The sequence below is a fragment of the Escherichia sp. TC-EC600-tetX4 genome (assembly GCF_019356055.1).
In the GTDB taxonomy this organism is placed as follows: domain Bacteria; phylum Pseudomonadota; class Gammaproteobacteria; order Enterobacterales; family Enterobacteriaceae.
Genome location: NZ_CP079924.1, coordinates 2,417,035 through 2,433,268, shown reverse-complemented (window position 1 = coordinate 2,433,268; position 16,234 = coordinate 2,417,035). Strand labels below are relative to the sequence as shown.

At 52.0% G+C, this 16,234-nt stretch carries 15 protein-coding genes; 12 read left to right on the top strand and 3 right to left on the bottom strand.

All coding sequences use genetic code 11. The annotated features are described in order from the left end of the window. The first annotated feature begins 5 nt into the window (after positions 1 to 5). The gene (locus KXD89_RS11730; protein ID WP_001300734.1) at positions 6 to 332 is read left to right on the top strand and encodes a YdbL family protein; all 327 of its coding nucleotides are present in this window, start codon (positions 6 to 8) and stop codon (positions 330 to 332) included. A 171-nt stretch (positions 333 to 503) separates the two neighbouring features. Here the strand turns inward: KXD89_RS11730 and feaR are convergent, their stop codons facing one another. Further along, positions 504 to 1,409, bottom strand: coding sequence for a transcriptional regulator FeaR (gene feaR / locus KXD89_RS11725; RefSeq protein ID WP_001067514.1), 906 nt, complete (start codon positions 1,407 to 1,409; stop codon positions 504 to 506). Positions 1,410 to 1,644: 235 nt separating this feature from the next. Here feaR and feaB point away from each other — a divergent pair, with 235 nt between their 5' ends. Continuing rightward, on the top strand, positions 1,645 to 3,144 hold the full coding sequence (feaB, locus tag KXD89_RS11720) for a phenylacetaldehyde dehydrogenase (protein ID WP_000138615.1): 1,500 nt from the start codon (positions 1,645 to 1,647) through the stop codon (positions 3,142 to 3,144). 57 nt (positions 3,145 to 3,201) lie between these two features. Here the strand turns inward: feaB and tynA are convergent, their stop codons facing one another. Then, positions 3,202 to 5,475: a primary-amine oxidase gene (gene tynA, locus KXD89_RS11715; protein ID WP_000535469.1), complete on the bottom strand. Its 2,274-nt coding sequence runs from the start codon at positions 5,473 to 5,475 to the stop codon at positions 3,202 to 3,204. Between the two features lie 247 nt (positions 5,476 to 5,722). Continuing rightward, positions 5,723 to 7,768, bottom strand: coding sequence for a phenylacetic acid degradation bifunctional protein PaaZ (paaZ, locus tag KXD89_RS11710; protein ID WP_001186469.1), 2,046 nt, complete (start codon positions 7,766 to 7,768; stop codon positions 5,723 to 5,725). 284 nt (positions 7,769 to 8,052) lie between these two features. Here paaZ and paaA point away from each other — a divergent pair, with 284 nt between their 5' ends. From paaA to paaJ, 10 genes are read left to right on the top strand one after another with little or no spacing between them, the layout of a single operon-like run. Beyond that, entirely contained in the window at positions 8,053 to 8,982 is a 930-nt protein-coding gene (paaA, locus tag KXD89_RS11705; protein WP_000191077.1) for a 1,2-phenylacetyl-CoA epoxidase subunit PaaA, read from the top strand. 11 nt (positions 8,983 to 8,993) lie between these two features. Continuing rightward, positions 8,994 to 9,281 (top strand): 1,2-phenylacetyl-CoA epoxidase subunit PaaB, encoded by a 288-nt coding sequence (gene paaB, locus KXD89_RS11700; protein ID WP_000073393.1) that lies wholly within the window; start codon positions 8,994 to 8,996, stop codon positions 9,279 to 9,281. Between the two features lie 8 nt (positions 9,282 to 9,289). After that, positions 9,290 to 10,036 carry a 1,2-phenylacetyl-CoA epoxidase subunit PaaC gene (gene paaC, locus KXD89_RS11695; protein ID WP_001072837.1) on the top strand — a complete coding sequence of 249 codons (747 nt, stop codon included), beginning with the start codon at positions 9,290 to 9,292 and terminating at the stop codon, positions 10,034 to 10,036. A 14-nt stretch (positions 10,037 to 10,050) separates the two neighbouring features. Next, positions 10,051 to 10,548, top strand: a complete 498-nt coding sequence (gene paaD, locus KXD89_RS11690) for a 1,2-phenylacetyl-CoA epoxidase subunit PaaD (RefSeq protein ID WP_001189201.1) — start codon at positions 10,051 to 10,053, stop codon at positions 10,546 to 10,548. A gap of 7 nt (positions 10,549 to 10,555) precedes the next feature. Next, entirely contained in the window at positions 10,556 to 11,626 is a 1,071-nt protein-coding gene (paaE, locus tag KXD89_RS11685) for a 1,2-phenylacetyl-CoA epoxidase subunit PaaE (RefSeq protein ID WP_000206388.1), read from the top strand. Continuing rightward, entirely contained in the window at positions 11,623 to 12,390 is a 768-nt protein-coding gene (paaF, locus tag KXD89_RS11680; RefSeq protein ID WP_001292353.1) for a 2,3-dehydroadipyl-CoA hydratase PaaF, read from the top strand. Before paaE ends, paaF begins: the two co-directional genes overlap by 4 nt. Further along, positions 12,390 to 13,178: a 2-(1,2-epoxy-1,2-dihydrophenyl)acetyl-CoA isomerase PaaG gene (gene paaG / locus KXD89_RS11675; RefSeq protein ID WP_000969784.1), complete on the top strand. Its 789-nt coding sequence runs from the start codon at positions 12,390 to 12,392 to the stop codon at positions 13,176 to 13,178. Before paaF ends, paaG begins: the two co-directional genes overlap by 1 nt. Before the next feature lies 1 nt (position 13,179). Beyond that, positions 13,180 to 14,607 carry a 3-hydroxyacyl-CoA dehydrogenase PaaH gene (gene paaH / locus KXD89_RS11670; protein WP_000973360.1) on the top strand — a complete coding sequence of 476 codons (1,428 nt, stop codon included), beginning with the start codon at positions 13,180 to 13,182 and terminating at the stop codon, positions 14,605 to 14,607. Beyond that, positions 14,597 to 15,019 carry a hydroxyphenylacetyl-CoA thioesterase PaaI gene (gene paaI / locus KXD89_RS11665; RefSeq protein WP_000018413.1) on the top strand — a complete coding sequence of 141 codons (423 nt, stop codon included), beginning with the start codon at positions 14,597 to 14,599 and terminating at the stop codon, positions 15,017 to 15,019. The genes paaH and paaI overlap by 11 nt, the downstream gene beginning before the upstream one ends. Then, positions 15,019 to 16,224 (top strand): bifunctional 3-oxoadipyl-CoA/3-oxo-5,6-dehydrosuberyl-CoA thiolase, encoded by a 1,206-nt coding sequence (gene paaJ / locus KXD89_RS11660; RefSeq protein ID WP_001206197.1) that lies wholly within the window; start codon positions 15,019 to 15,021, stop codon positions 16,222 to 16,224. The genes paaI and paaJ overlap by 1 nt, the downstream gene beginning before the upstream one ends. The last annotated feature ends 10 nt before the right edge of the window (positions 16,225 to 16,234 follow it).

Genomic DNA, 16,234 nt, shown 5'->3' with positions numbered 1-16,234 from the left:
TGATGATGAAGAAAACATTACTTCTTTGTGCGTTTCTTGTTGGGCTGGTAAGCAGCAATGTAATGGCATTGACTCTGGATGAAGCCAGAACTCAGGGGCGGGTAGGTGAAACATTTTACGGTTATCTGGTTGCGCTGAAAACGGATGCTGAAACAGAGAAATTAGTAGCCGACATTAATGCCGAACGTAAAGCGAGTTACCAACAACTGGCAAAGCAAAATAATGTGTCGGTAGATGATATCGCGAAACTCGCCGGGCAAAAGCTCGTAGCTCGGGCCAAACCGGGGGAATATGTACAAGGGATAAACGGTAAATGGGTGCGAAAATTTTAATAGCAAAACCGCAATATCGGGATAACGCTACAGGAGAAGGCGATTGATCTATTTTCCTGAAACAAGGTGAATATTCAAAAACTCCTGTCAAATTGCCTTTTGCCCTGAAAAATGCATAGTCAAATATCTGTTTTAACTAATTGGCGTTGCAGTACATGCAACGCCAATTAGTTAGCGGAATTTACGTCGATACTCGCCTGGCGTCATCCCAAAGCGTTGCTTAAATACCGTTGAAAAATGACTCTGGTCAGAAAATCCCCAATGAAAGCCGATGCCTGCCAGTTTTTCATCATCTGCGGCATGGCGAATCGCATCTGCACAAAAATCGAGACGACGGTTACGAATATATTGCGCGACTACCAAACCTTTATCGGCAAACATTCGGTACAAACTACGTACTGACATACCTGTCTCTCCGGCTATCCACTCCGGGCGTAATATCTCTTCGCGAATATTATCGTCTATCAACGTAACCACTTTTTGAAACTGACGTTCACGACGAGGTTGAACAGATTCCCGCTGATGAAGTACCGGGCGCAGCAGACACACCATCGCCTGTAGCGCAGCTTCACTTTCTGTTTCAGAAAGTGCCGGATTATTCATGCTCTCCTGTAACAGGCGATGACTGAGTTGCACCATGGGTAAGTCAGCGTCCAGTCTTTCTGCGCAGATAGGTTTTTGATGGGGAAAATATTGTTCCAGCAGAGTGCGTGGCAAAAGTAATGAAATCTGTTTAGAAGACTCCTGCCAGTAAAGCGAACAGGGGCGTGAGGCATCGAGTAACGTAATATCGCCAGCGCCAATCTGCACCTGACGCTCATCCTGCTCCATTATTGCCTGACCACTAAGCTGAAAAACGGTGTAAAACCAGGCATCGTCGCTGCCTTTTACTTCCTGCCAGGTGCGGGATAAATTCACCCCGCTGGTTGTCACGGTACTCAGCTTTAGTCCTTTGGCAAAATGCGTGTCCAGTACACCCGTGTAACGCTCAGTCAGCAGGCGTCCGGTAAAATTTCCGCATACCTGATTGATTTGGGAAAGCCATTGCTGAAACTCATTATCCACTGCGGGGTTCATGGCACGTTTTCGCTCTGTGAAATGTATTTTTATTGTTGCATTTGTGTTGCAATAAACGAAGCTAATGAGCCTGACTATAGGAAATAAGTCTTGTCAGGCATAGAGACATAAGCGGTTATTGTCACGATTTGCGGAGCTTGTCACAGCTGACAAAGCGAATGTCACAGCGAAAAAAGTGACTTTTCTTGTCGCTGCGTACACTGAAATCACACTGGGTAAATAATAAGGAAAAGTGATGACAGAGCCGCATGTAGCAGTATTAAGCCAGGTCCAACAGTTTCTCGATCGTCAACACGGTCTTTATATTGATGGTCGTCCTGGCCCCGCACAAAGTGAAAAACGGTTGGCGATCTTTGATCCGGCCACCGGGCAAGAAATTGCGTCTACTGCTGATGCCAACGAAGCGGATGTAGATAACGCAGTCATGTCTGCCTGGCGGGCCTTTGTCTCGCGTCGCTGGGCCGGGCGATTACCCGCAGAGCGTGAACGTATTCTGCTACGTTTTGCTGATCTGGTGGAGCAGCACAGTGAGGAGCTGGCGCAACTGGAAACCCTGGAGCAAGGCAAGTCAATTGCCATTTCCCGTGCTTTTGAAGTGGGCTGTACGCTGAACTGGATGCGTTATACCGCCGGGTTAACGACCAAAATCGCGGGTAAAACGCTGGACTTGTCGATTCCCTTACCCCAGGGGGCGCGTTATCAGGCCTGGACGCGTAAAGAGCCGGTTGGCGTAGTGGCGGGAATTGTGCCATGGAACTTTCCGTTGATGATTGGTATGTGGAAGGTGATGCCAGCACTGGCAGCAGGCTGTTCAATCGTGATTAAGCCTTCGGAAACCACGCCACTGACGATGTTGCGCGTGGCGGAACTGGCCAGCGAGGCTGGTATCCCTGATGGCGTTTTTAATGTCGTCACCGGGTCAGGTGCTGTATGCGGCGCGGCCCTGACGTCACATCCTCATGTTGCGAAAATCAGTTTTACCGGTTCAACCGCGACGGGAAAAGGTATTGCCAGAACTGCTGCTGATCACTTAACGCGTGTAACGCTGGAACTGGGCGGTAAAAACCCGGCAATTGTATTAAAAGATGCTGATCCGCAATGGGTTATTGAAGGCTTGATGACCGGAAGCTTCCTGAATCAAGGGCAAGTATGCGCCGCCAGTTCGCGAATTTATATTGAAGCGCCGTTGTTTGACACGCTGGTTAGTGGATTTGAGCAGGCGGTAAAATCGTTGCAAGTGGGACCGGGGATGTCACCTGTTGCACAGATTAACCCTTTGGTTTCTCGTGCGCACTGCGACAAAGTGTGTTCATTCCTCGACGATGCGCAGGCACAGCAAGCAGAGCTGATTCGCGGGTCGAATGGACCAGCCGGAGAGGGGTATTATGTTGCGCCAACGCTGGTGGTAAATCCCGATGCTAAATTGCGCTTAACTCGTGAAGAGGTGTTTGGTCCGGTGGTAAACCTGGTGCGAGTAGCGGATGGAGAAGAGGCGTTACAACTGGCAAACGACACGGAATATGGCTTAACTGCCAGTGTCTGGACGCAAAATCTCTCCCAGGCTCTGGAATATAGCGATCGCTTACAGGCAGGGACGGTGTGGGTAAACAGCCATACCTTAATTGACGCTAACTTACCGTTTGGTGGGATGAAGCAGTCAGGAACGGGCCGTGATTTTGGCCCCGACTGGCTGGACGGTTGGTGTGAAACTAAGTCGGTGTGTGTACGGTATTAATCTGGTTCGCTCATAAGTAAAAAACGGCACCTGGTGCCGTTTTTTTGTCTGAAACAATCACTTATCTTTCTTCAGCGCCCCTAGCGTTGGCGTTTCGTCAAAGAAGTTCCATGGTTTCAGCAGAGTATGTACCCATTCGGTCGGCATAATCGGCCACTCTTCGGCGCGGGCCACATGTGTGGTGCCGGTGGTCATCCAGACAACGGCGTCGGTGTTGTCCAGCGACTCGTTATCCTTACTGTATTGTCCAAGACCGGTGTCATGAGTAGAACGGTTCGGATATTTGCCTTCCGGGAAACGCTCGCCAGGATGATAACGCGTTACCCAGAGCTGCTTGTCCATAAAGCTTAAACGATGATAGATCCACTCGTCCGGCGCGAACTGGGCACCTTTTGCTACCGGGTGAGTACCACCTGCATAAGGAATAATTTGATAGGAAACCGGATTGCCCATGCGGTTCTCTTTGTTCGGGTTACTCAACAGACGAATCGTGCCCGGATCAAATTTCTGTGCGGCATCCTGTTCATTGCCGATGTTGTACTGATTAACTTGCATGGTACTGGTGCGTGGGCCACCGGCAGTATTCGGTTTTACCACTGGGTCCATCGCCACCAGGCTGTTATTCTCGCCATCTACATCCAGATCGAGGCGGAAATTATAAATATGTTGGTGTGTAGTACCCACGATATTGTGATCGATAAGCGTGCCGTAGCGCGTGTCATCTTTCGCCGTCTCATCGTGCATGGTTTTCGCTTTAACACCTTTCACCGCTTCGATGCCCGTAGCACCGGCATCGATGCCAATAGTGCCGTTTTCATGGAAGATCCAGTCAAAAATGTAGTCATAGTTACCCACTGTACTGATCCAGCGCACCACTAACTCCCGGCGTTCGGTACTGACGTTGGGCTGGCCCATTTCCTGATGCTTATACTCCGGCCCGGCATAACGTTCAAATACCGCGATAGCGCGAGGGATCTCCATCGGCACGCCAGTGTAGTCGGCGATGGTTTCATTAAGGAGCACTGCGTTAGACGGGGCATCTTTACCACGAGCAATTGGTGAGGTTAGCGTGCCCATACCGTAGTCACCAGAGTCCAGATACGCTTTAAAGTACCAGCCAATATCAGGATCACCGTAAGGCACAATCATGCCGCCGAGAGAACCTTCGTACATGACTTTGCGTTTGGTGCCATTGTCGTTATAAGTCACGGTGGAGATCATCGGCCCGACGCGAGAGTTCATGCTGAGGTGAAAATCCCAGTTCCGCCAGTGAATCATATCGCCAGTAATGGTGTAATTTTTACCTTCAGGCTCAATGATTTGCATAGGCTTAACTGCCGGAGCAACGCGGTCACGGCCATCAAATGGGCGTGCGGTCATTGGCACCGGAACTACCGGACCTTCTTCAATCTTAACGATTTTTTTCTGTTCTAAATCAACGACCGCCACCAGGTTTTCGATGGGATGTGCCCAGTAGTTGCCATCACCGACATCAAGATAGCTGATGACTTTGAGCAACCGGGCATCTTGTTTCAGGCCATCTTTACCATCGAAATAACCTACGGTCAGCGGCGTGGTAATCACTTTTTTCGCATCAGTAATACCGCGTTTCTTCACGGCAGCGGCAAATTCTTCACTGTTGTTAATAATGTTCTGCACACTGGCGAAATCATCCAGCAACACCATACCGTGGGCGTCTTTAATGGGTTGCCAGGAGAGCAGTTTGTTGTTTTGCAGATCCACCACCGCTTCGATGATATGTTTGCCGTCGAGCATAATGACGTCGGCTTTGCGCGGCTGGTCAACCGGTTTGTTTTCCAGCGCAAACGCCCAGACAGCTTCTTTATCTGGCGGTAGCAGGGAGATCTCAGTAAAACGGGTATTGGGTTTGAAGTCCGCGGAAGCTTTAACAATTTCAACGGCCTGTTTAATTTCGTCCGCAGTTAGCGCATTAAGTGGGTGAGGGCGCTTTTCTACCTGAAAGGTTTGATCCAGCCCGGACTGGAAAACATCGTTAATAAAGGTGTCAGAAACCCAGGCTTTATTGTCTTTCATCACTACCGGTACTTGCAGTGCCAGAGGCTGACCATTAACAATTGCTGTTTGCGCACCAGGCTTCACTTTCACGTACGCGCCATCTTTAATCAGGGTAAAGAGCTGGGCGTAGTCGTCCCACTGCACATCGGCACCAAATTCTTTAAGCGTTTTATCCATTGGCACCATATGCGCTTCACCACCGTGGGCAAATACCGGCGCTTGCCAGGCGAAACTTAAGGCGACTGCCAACGCCAGGGTTGTTTTACGGGCAGAATACAGAGAGGGGCTTCCCATTATTAACCTCGTCAGATGTTGTGTTCTTGTTAGCAACCGCGCTCTGTGGGCGGTTTAGTCAGGTTCACATTATCAGTACTGATGCAAAGGGGATTGCCTGCACCTGCCAGGTTGTTTGGCAGGTGTGCCAGCTTTTCATACAGTGGATGCCCTGAAAATAGATGTACACATCATGCATAATGTGACAACGTCACAAAACTTAGTGAAATAAAAGGGCAACTATTCGCCGTTGCCCTTCATTCACCGATTAATCGACAAAATCACCGTGCTGCCTGGCCACCAGCGTCAGAATTGAATACAGCGCCACCGGGGTTTGATGCTGATTGAATACCTCTACAGCCCATTCCACCACACCTGTTGGTTTTTCTTCTGCGCTACGCTGTTTTTTCAGCGTCTTGCGCTTACAGGTGAGACGCACCTGGATGGTATCGCCTGGCTTTACGGGTTCGATAAAACGCAAGCTTTCCAGCCCGTAGTTAGCAATGACCGGACCGACACCGGCATCGACAAACAGACCCGCAGCCGCAGAAAGCACAAAATACCCATGCACCACCCGCTCACCGAAAATAGATTCGGCAGCAGCAATCTTATCCATATGTGCATAGAAATGATCGCCGCTGAGGCAAGCAAAGTTAACAATATCGGCCTCTGTCATTGTGCGGCGGGGAGTCAACAGGCTGTCGCCTGGTTGTAGCTCCTCAAAATATTTGCGGAACGGATGAATACGATCTTCTTCGACTTTCGCACCGCGCACCCACTGTTTACTGATAGCGGCAAGCATCGTCGGACTACCCTGAACAGCGGTTCGCTGCATGTAATGTTTCACCGCTCGTAAACCGCCTAATTCTTCACCGCCTCCTGCGCGACCAGGCCCACCATGTACCAGTTGTGGCAGTGGGGAGCCATGCCCGGTGGATTCTTTTGCCGACTCTTCATTGAGGATCTGAATTCGCCCATGCGTACGTGCCGCGTCGGCAATAAACTGACGCGCAATTTGCGGATCAGCCGTCACCAGCGTTCCCGCAAGGCTACCGCCGCCTGCACAAGCCAGTTGCAGAGCATGTCGCTGGTTTTGTGCTGGCATCAGCGTTGCGACAGGGCCAAAGGCTTCTGTTGCATGTACCGCCGGTGTTTCATCCGGCTGCGGACAGTACAATAAGGTTGGCGGGAAGAAGGCACCCGCAGCAGATAAATCCGCCTGACCACCGAGGCGAATCTCGCATCCTGCAGCCAGCAATATGTTCACTTTTTCCTGCACATCGGCACGCTGCTCAGCATTTACCAGTGCGCCCATTTTCACGCCTTCCTGAGCAGGATCACCGACCACGACTTTCTGTAATCGCGCAACCAGAGCATCACTGACAGCATTAACCAATGCCTGCGGCACAATAATCCGCCGGATTGCCGTACATTTTTGCCCGGCTTTTGTGGTCATCTCACGCACAACTTCACGAATAAACAGCGCAAACTCCGGTTGATCCGGGGTGACATCTTCGCCCAGTACGCAGCAGTTCAGGGAATCAGCTTCCATAGTGAAGGGGATAGATTTGGCGACGATATTTGGCTGAACTCGCAGCATCTGTCCGGTCGCCGCTGACCCCGTGAAAGTCACCACATCCTGGCTGTCCAGATGATCCAACAAGTCGCCAGCACTACCGCAGATCAGACTAATTGCGCCTTCGGGAACAAGACCACTATCGACAATTGATTTCACCATCGCCTGAGTCAGTTGGGCCGTCGCGGTAGCTGGTTTGATGATGGCTGGCATTCCGCCCAGCCACGTTGGTGCCAGCTTTTCCAGCATTCCCCAGCAGGGGAAGTTAAAGGCGTTAATATGCACTGCCACGCCTGACTTTGAGGTCAGTAAATGGCGCGCGGCAAATCCACCTTCTTTCGATAAGGGGATCAATTCATCTTCCGGCCACAGCGTATCGTCAGGCAGCTCCCGGCTACCGAGGCTGGCGTAAGTAAATAACGTCCCAATGCCACCTTCAATATCAACCCAACTGTCTGCCCGCGTTGCGCCTGTTTGCGCAGAAAGAGCATAGAAACGCTCTTTTTCACTCAGCAGATGTTTAGCGACCGCTTTAAGCATCGCCGCACGTTCGATAAAGGTCATAGCGCGAAGGGCGGGGGCACCTTTTTCAATGGCAAACTGGCGGGCAGCCGCCATATCAAGACCTTCACTGGTCACTTCCCATAACGCCTCGCCGCTAATAGCGTGGTGAATCAAACGGCTACGGCCCCGGCCAGACTGCCAGGTACCGGATAAGAAACTGGCTAACTGCTGCATCGCTACTCTCCAGATGTTTCACATTTCTGTTGCTAATAGTTAAATCGCGAATCATAAAAAGCAAAGGATCTTTTAACGAAATGTTAACTATGCGATCTGTATAGCAACTGCGGAAAACATTAATGCACTGATAAATAATGATTTATAAAAATAGGGTGCGAAATCCGTCACAGTTCAAACATACAAAATTTGTGATTTTACTTAACTATTGTGTAACTTTCATAAAACAATGTGATTCGTGTTTTTAATTAATTCACGAAAACTGGAATCGTAAAGGTGATGACGTGACCCAAGAAGAACGCTTTGAGCAACGGATAGCCCAGGAAACGGCTATCGAGCCACAGGACTGGATGCCCGATGCTTACCGAAAGACATTGATCCGCCAGATTGGGCAGCATGCGCACTCCGAGATTGTTGGTATGTTGCCTGAAGGTAACTGGATCACTCGCGCACCAACCTTGCGGCGTAAAGCCATTCTGTTGGCCAAAGTGCAGGATGAAGCCGGTCATGGTCTGTATCTCTATAGCGCCGCCGAAACACTGGGCTGCGCCAGAGAAGACATCTACCAAAAAATGCTCGACGGACGGATGAAATATTCCTCCATCTTTAATTATCCGACATTGAGTTGGGCTGATATCGGTGTTATCGGCTGGCTGGTGGATGGCGCAGCGATCGTCAATCAGGTGGCGTTATGCCGCACTTCTTATGGCCCGTATGCCAGAGCAATGGTGAAAATCTGCAAAGAAGAGAGTTTTCACCAGCGTCAGGGGTTTGAAGCCTGCATGGCACTGGCGCAGGGCAGCGAAGCTCAAAAGCAGATGTTGCAAGACGCCATTAACCGTTTCTGGTGGCCAGCCTTAATGATGTTCGGGCCAAACGATGATAACTCGCCAAACAGCGCCAGAAGTCTCACCTGGAAAATCAAACGTTTCACCAACGACGAACTCCGCCAGCGTTTCGTGGATAACACCGTTCCACAGGTTGAAATGCTCGGTATGACCGTTCCTGACCCGGATCTGCATTTTGACACTGAAAGCGGTCACTACCGCTTTGGTGAGATCGACTGGCAGGAGTTTAACGAAGTAATTAACGGTCGCGGAATTTGTAATCAGGAGAGGCTCGACGCCAAACGTAAAGCCTGGGAAGAAGGTACCTGGGTACGGGAAGCAGCGCTGGCCCATGCACAAAAACAACATGCCCGTAAGGTCGCATAAGGAGATTCAAAATGAGTAATGTTTACTGGCCGTTATACGAAGTTTTCGTGCGTGGCAAACAGGGCTTATCACACCGCCATGTTGGCAGTTTACATGCTGCCGATGAGCGGATGGCACTGGAAAATGCCCGTGATGCTTACACCCGTCGTAGCGAAGGATGTTCAATTTGGGTGGTGAAGGCGAGTGAAATTGTTGCCTCGCAACCGGAAGAACGCGGTGAATTTTTTGATCCGGCTGAAAGCAAGGTCTATCGCCATCCAACGTTTTACACCATCCCTGATGGCATTGAGCACATGTGAGGTCGGAAATGAATCAGTTAACGGCTTACACCTTGCGCCTGGGCGATAACTGCCTGGTGCTCTCCCAGCGGTTGGGTGAATGGTGCGGTCACGCACCGGAACTGGAAATCGATCTCGCACTGGCAAACATTGGCCTCGATTTATTAGGTCAGGCACGCAACTTCTTATCGTATGCCGCTGAATTAGCGGGAGAAGGCGATGAAGATACCCTGGCCTTCACCCGAGACGAGCGCCAGTTCAGCAACTTATTGTTGGTTGAACAACCAAACGGCAATTTTGCCGACACCATTGCACGCCAGTATTTCATCGATGCATGGCATGTGGCGCTCTTTACCCGTCTGATGGAAAGCCGTGATCCGCAACTGGCGGCGATTTCTGCCAAAGCAATTAAAGAAGCGCGCTATCACCTGCGTTTTAGTCGTGGCTGGCTGGAGCGACTGGGCAATGGTACTGACGTATCAGGGCAAAAGATGCAGCAGGCCATCAACAAGTTGTGGCGTTTTACCGCCGAACTGTTCGATGCCGACGAGATTGATATTGCACTGAGTGAAGAGGGTATTGCGGTTGATCCACGCACTTTACGCGCAGCGTGGGAAGCCGAAGTTTTTGCCGGGATCAACGAAGCCACATTGAACGTACCGCAAGAGCAGGCGTATCGCACTGGCGGTAAAAAAGGACTGCATACCGAACACCTTGGACCCATGCTGGCAGAAATGCAGTATCTCCAGCGTGTCTTGCCCGGTCAGCAATGGTAACAGAGGAGATGGGTATGCAACGTCTGGCCACCATTGCACCGCCACAGGTTCATGAGATATGGGCGCTACTCAGCCAGATCCCGGACCCGGAGATCCCGGTGCTGACCATTACTGATTTAGGCATGGTGCGTAATGTGACACAGATGGGAGAAGGATGGGTGATCGGCTTTACGCCGACATATTCCGGTTGTCCGGCAACGGAACATTTGATTGGCGCGATACGTGAGGCAATGACAACCAACGGGTTTACCCCCGTTCAGGTTGTGCTGCAACTCGACCCGGCATGGACCACCGACTGGATGACCCCCGATGCCCGTGAGCGTCTGCGAGAGTATGGCATTAGCCCGCCCGCCGGACACAGTTGCCATGCCCATTTGCCGCCAGAAGTACGTTGCCCGCGCTGCGCCAGCGTCCATACCACACTTATCAGTGAATTTGGTTCCACGGCCTGCAAAGCATTGTACCGCTGCGATAGTTGCCGCGAACCTTTCGATTATTTCAAATGTATTTGAGGATGCCATGACAACGTTTCATTCCTTAACAGTGGCAAAAGTCGAGTCGGAAACCCGTGATGCGGTGACCATTACCTTTGCGGTGCCCCAGCCTTTGCAGGAGGCGTATCGCTTTCGCCCCGGTCAACATTTGACCTTAAAAGCCAGCTTTGATGGTGAAGAATTACGCCGTTGTTACTCCATTTGCCGCAGCTATCTGCCTGGCGAAATTAGTGTGGCGGTGAAAGCCATTGAAGGCGGACGTTTCTCCCGCTATGCCCGCGAACACATCCGCCAGGGTATGACGCTGGAGGTCATGGTGCCGCAGGGGCATTTCGGCTATCAGCCGCAGGCCGAACGCCAGGGGCGCTATCTGGCAATTGCAGCAGGATCAGGTATTACGCCAATGCTGGCGATTATCGCCACCACTTTACAAACCGAGCCTGAAAGTCAGTTCACCCTGATCTACGGTAACCGTACCAGCCAGAGCATGATGTTTCGCCAGGCACTGGCAGACCTGAAAGACAAATATCCTCAGCGTTTACAGTTGTTGTGCATTTTCAGTCAGGAAACCCTCGACAGCGATCTGCTTCACGGGCGTATTGACGGTGAAAAATTACAGTCACTTGGGGCCTCGCTCATTAATTTTCGTCTTTATGATGAGGCATTTATTTGTGGTCCGGCGGCGATGATGGATGACGCGGAAACCGCCTTAAAAGCACTGGGAATGCCAGATAAAACCATTCATCTGGAGCGGTTTAATACGCCTGGCACGCGCGTCAAACGTAGCGTTAACGTGCAAAGTGACGGACAAAAAGTGACTGTACGTCAGGATGGGCGGGATCGGGAAATCGTGCTTAATGCCGACGATGAAAGCATTCTCGATGCGGCATTGCGCCAGGGGGCGGATCTGCCCTATGCCTGCAAAGGCGGCGTCTGTGCGACCTGCAAATGCAAAGTGCTGCGTGGCAAAGTGGCGATGGAAACCAATTACAGTCTGGAACCGGATGAACTGGCCGCAGGTTATGTGTTGAGTTGCCAGGCACTGCCGCTGACCAGCGATGTGGTGGTTGACTTTGACGCGAAGGGGATGGCATGAGCGAACTGATCGTCAGCCGTCAGCAACGAGTATTGTTGCTGACCCTTAACCGTCCCGCCGCACGTAATGCGCTAAATAATGCCCTGCTGATGCAACTGGTAAATGAACTGGAAGCTGCGGCTACCGATACCAGCATTTCGGTCTGTGTGATTACCGGTAATGCACGCTTTTTTGCCGCTGGGGCCGATCTCAACGAAATGGCAGAAAAAGATCTCGCGGCCACCTTAAACGATACACGTCCGCAGCTATGGGCGCGATTGCAGGCCTTTAATAAACCACTTATCGCAGCCGTCAATGGTTACGCGCTTGGGGCGGGTTGCGAACTGGCATTGTTGTGCGATGTGGTGGTTGCCGGAGAGAACGCGCGTTTTGGGTTGCCGGAAATCACTCTCGGCATCATGCCTGGCGCAGGCGGAACGCAACGTTTAATCCGTAGTGTCGGTAAATCGTTAGCCAGCAAAATGGTGCTGAGCGGAGAAAGTATCACCGCTCAGCAAGCACAGCAGGCCGGGCTGGTTAGCGACGTCTTCCCCAGCGATTTAACCCTCGAATACGCCTTACAGCTGGCATCGAAAATGGCACGTCACTCGCCGCTGGCCTTACAAGCGGCAAAGCAAGCGCTGCGCCAGTCGCAGGAAGTGGCTTTGCAAGCCGGACTTGCCCAGGAGCGACAGTTATTCACCTTGCTGGCGGCAACAGAAGATCGTCATGAAGGCATCTCCGCTTTCTTACAAAAACGCACGCCCGACTTTAAAGGACGCTAATGATGGAATTCATCCTCAGTCATGTAGAAAAGGGCGTGATGACACTAACGCTCAACCGCCCGGAACGCCTGAACAGTTTTAATGATGAGATGCACGCACAACTGGCAGAGTGCCTGAAACAGGTCGAGCGCGACGACACTATCCGTTGCCTGTTACTTACAGGTGCCGGGCGCGGATTTTGTGCTGGTCAGGATCTTAACGATCGTAACGTTGATCCCACAGGCCCCGCACCGGATTTAGGGATGTCAGTTGAACGTTTCTATAACCCACTGGTACGTCGCCTGGCAAAACTGCCAAAACCGGTGATCTGTGCAGTCAATGGCGTGGCGGCAGGGGCAGGCGCAACACTGGCACTGGGGGGCGACATCGTTATTGCTGCCCGTTCAGCAAAATTCGTCATGGCGTTTAGTAAGTTAGGCTTAATACCCGATTGCGGTGGAACCTGGTTACTGCCACGCGTTGCCGGACGAGCGCGCGCCATGGGGCTGGCACTGCTGGGGAATCAACTGAGTGCTGAACAGGCGCACGAATGGGGGATGATCTGGCAGGTTGTTGATGATGAAACGCTGGCAGATACCGCGCAACAGCTGGCACGGCATCTGGCGACACAACCGACATTTGGTCTTGGACTTATCAAGCAAGCGATAAATAGCGCTGAAACCAATACGCTCGATACGCAACTGGATCTGGAACGTGACTATCAGCGACTTGCCGGACGGAGCGCAGATTATCGTGAAGGTGTCAGTGCGTTCCTGGCTAAACGCTCACCGCAGTTCACGGGGAAATAGCATGATGATAAATGTGCAAACTGTGGCAGTGATTGGGAGCGGCACCATGGGGGCAGGCATTGCTGAAGTTGCTGCCAGTCATGGACACCAGGTTTTACTGTATGACATTTCTGCTGAAGCGCTGACCCGCGCAATCGACGGGATACACGCGCGGCTAAATTCACGCGTGACGCGGGGAAAACTGACTGCTGAAACCTGTGAACGCACATTGAAACGCCTGATCCCGGTGACCGATATTCACGCGCTGGCAGCTGCGGACCTGGTCATTGAAGCGGCGTCTGAACGTCTGGAAGTCAAAAAAGCGCTCTTTGCACAGCTGGCGGAAGTTTGCCCGCCACAAACGCTATTGACCACTAACACTTCGTCAATCTCTATAACCGCGATTGCTGCGGAGATAAAAAATCCTGAACGTGTTGCGGGGCTGCATTTTTTTAACCCGGCACCGGTGATGAAGTTGGTGGAGGTGGTCAGTGGGCTGGCAACGGCGGCGGAAGTTGTTGAGCAGTTGTGTGAACTAACGTTGAGTTGGGGTAAGCAGCCTGTGCGCTGTCATTCGACTCCTGGATTTATCGTTAACCGTGTTGCGCGTCCTTATTATTCCGAGGCCTGGCGGGCACTGGAAGAGCAGGTTGCTGCACCAGAAGTGATTGACGCTGCACTTCGCGATGGCGCTGGTTTCCCGATGGGGCCGCTGGAATTAACCGATCTGATTGGTCAGGACGTCAATTTTGCTGTCACCTGTTCGGTGTTTAACGCTTTCTGGCAGGAGCGTCGTTTTTTACCTTCGCTGGTGCAACAGGAACTGGTGATTGGTGGACGGTTGGGCAAGAAAAGTGGGCTGGGCGTGTACGACTGGCGCGCGGAACGTGAGGCAGTTGTTGGCCTGGAAGCGGTAAGCGACAGTTTTAGCCCAATGAAAGTAGAAAAGAAAAGTGACGGTGTCACGGAAATTGACGATGTTTTATTGATTGAGACACAAGGCGAGACGGCACAGGCGCTGGCAATACGACTGGCACGCCCGGTGGTAGTGATCGATAAAATGGCGGGCAAGGTGGTGACCATTGCTGCTGCAGCGGTGAACCCGGACTCAGCGACCCGCAAGGCCATTTATTACCTGCAACAGCAGGGCAAAACAGTGCTGCAAATTGCAGATTACCCAGGAATGCTGATTTGGCGAACGGTAGCAATGATCATCAATGAAGCCCTTGATGCGCTTCAAAAAGGCGTGGCCTCTGAACAGGATATCGATACCGCCATGCGTCTTGGGGTGAATTATCCATATGGCCCACTTGCCTGGGGAGCGCAACTTGGCTGGCAGCGAATATTAAGGCTCCTTGAAAATCTACAGCATCACTATGGCGAAGAACGCTATCGCCCATGTTCATTGCTGCGCCAACGGGCGCTTCTGGAGAGCGGTTATGAGTCATAAGGCCTGGCAAAATGCCCATGCAATGTATGAGAACGATGCCTGCGCCAAAGCGCTTGGCATCGACATTATCTCAATGGATGAAGGCTTTGCTGTAGTGACCATGACCGTCACTGCACAAATGCTTAACGGTCATCAAAGTTGCCACGGCGGGCAGCTATTTTCACTGGCTGATACTGCCTTTGCCTACGCCTGCAATAGCCAGGGGCTGGCAGCCGTCGCTTCTGCCTGCACGATTGATTTTTTGCGTCCAGGCTTTGCCGGAGACACCTTAACTGCTACTGCGCAGGTACGTCATCAGGGCAAGCAAACCGGTGTTTACGACATCGAAATTGTTAACCAACAACAAAAAACGGTTGCGCTGTTTCGCGGTAAATCTCACCGCATCGGCGGCACCATTACAGGAGAAGCCTGATGCGTGAAGCCTTTATTTGTGACGGAATTCGTACGCCAATTGGTCGCTACGGCGGGGCATTATCAAGTGTTCGGGCTGATGATCTGGCTGCTATCCCTTTGCGGGAACTGCTGGTGCGAAACCCGCGTCTCGATGCGGAGTGTATCGATGATGTGATCCTCGGCTGTGCTAATCAGGCGGGAGAAGATAACCGTAACGTAGCCCGGATGGCGACTTTACTGGCGGGGCTGCCGCAGAGTGTTTCCGGCACAACCATTAACCGCTTGTGTGGTTCCGGGCTGGACGCACTGGGGTTTGCCGCACGGGCGATTAAAGCGGGCGATGGCGATTTGCTGATCGCCGGTGGCGTGGAGTCAATGTCACGGGCACCGTTTGTTATGGGCAAGGCAGCCAGTGCATTTTCTCGTCAGGCTGAGATGTTCGATACCACTATTGGCTGGCGATTTGTGAACCCGCTCATGGCTCAGCAATTTGGAACTGACAGCATGCCGGAAACGGCAGAGAATGTAGCTGAACTGTTAAAAATCTCACGAGAAGATCAAGATAGTTTTGCGCTACGCAGTCAGCAACGTACGGCAAAAGCGCAATCCTCAGGCATTCTGGCTGAGGAGATTGTTCCGGTTGTGTTGAAAAACAAGAAAGGTGTTGTAACAGAAATACAACATGATGAGCATCTGCGCCCGGAAACGACGCTGGAACAGTTACGTGGGTTAAAAGCACCATTTCGTGCCAATGGGGTGATTACCGCAGGCAATGCTTCCGGGGTGAATGACGGAGCCGCTGCGTTGATTATTGCCAGTGAACAGATGGCAGCAGCGCAAGGACTGACACCGCGGGCGCGTATCGTAGCCATGGCAACCGCCGGGGTGGAACCGCGCCTGATGGGGCTTGGTCCGGTGCCTGCAACTCGCCGGGTGCTGGAACGCGCAGGGCTGAGTATTCACGATATGGACGTGATTGAACTGAACGAAGCGTTCGCGGCCCAGGCGTTGGGTGTACTACGCGAATTGGGGCTGCCTGATGATGCCCCACATGTTAACCCCAACGGAGGCGCTATCGCCTTAGGCCATCCGTTGGGAATGAGTGGTGCCCGCCTGGCACTGGCTGCCAGCCATGAGCTGCATCGGCGTAACGGTCGTTACGCATTGTGCACCATGTGCATCGGTGTCGGTCAGGGCATCGCCATGATTCTGGAGCGTGTTTGAGCATATCAAC

Excerpts from the sequence above, each read along its gene's own strand:
- paaF (WP_001292353.1), top strand. The coding sequence starts at position 11,623 with ATGAGCGAACTGATCGTCAGCCGTCAGCAACGAGTATTGTTGCTGACC.
- paaJ (WP_001206197.1), top strand. The coding sequence starts at position 15,019 with ATGCGTGAAGCCTTTATTTGTGACGGAATTCGTACGCCAATTGGTCGC.
- KXD89_RS11730 (WP_001300734.1), top strand. The coding sequence starts at position 6 with ATGAAGAAAACATTACTTCTTTGTGCGTTTCTTGTTGGGCTGGTAAGC.
- paaZ (WP_001186469.1), bottom strand. The coding sequence starts at position 7,768 with ATGCAGCAGTTAGCCAGTTTCTTATCCGGTACCTGGCAGTCTGGCCGG.
- feaR (WP_001067514.1), bottom strand. The coding sequence starts at position 1,409 with ATGAACCCCGCAGTGGATAATGAGTTTCAGCAATGGCTTTCCCAAATC.
- feaB (WP_000138615.1), top strand. The coding sequence starts at position 1,645 with ATGACAGAGCCGCATGTAGCAGTATTAAGCCAGGTCCAACAGTTTCTC.
- tynA (WP_000535469.1), bottom strand. The coding sequence starts at position 5,475 with ATGGGAAGCCCCTCTCTGTATTCTGCCCGTAAAACAACCCTGGCGTTG.
- paaD (WP_001189201.1), top strand. The coding sequence starts at position 10,051 with ATGCAACGTCTGGCCACCATTGCACCGCCACAGGTTCATGAGATATGG.
- paaC (WP_001072837.1), top strand. The coding sequence starts at position 9,290 with ATGAATCAGTTAACGGCTTACACCTTGCGCCTGGGCGATAACTGCCTG.
- paaB (WP_000073393.1), top strand. The coding sequence starts at position 8,994 with ATGAGTAATGTTTACTGGCCGTTATACGAAGTTTTCGTGCGTGGCAAA.
- paaE (WP_000206388.1), top strand. The coding sequence starts at position 10,556 with ATGACAACGTTTCATTCCTTAACAGTGGCAAAAGTCGAGTCGGAAACC.
- paaI (WP_000018413.1), top strand. The coding sequence starts at position 14,597 with ATGAGTCATAAGGCCTGGCAAAATGCCCATGCAATGTATGAGAACGAT.
- paaG (WP_000969784.1), top strand. The coding sequence starts at position 12,390 with ATGATGGAATTCATCCTCAGTCATGTAGAAAAGGGCGTGATGACACTA.
- paaH (WP_000973360.1), top strand. The coding sequence starts at position 13,180 with ATGATGATAAATGTGCAAACTGTGGCAGTGATTGGGAGCGGCACCATG.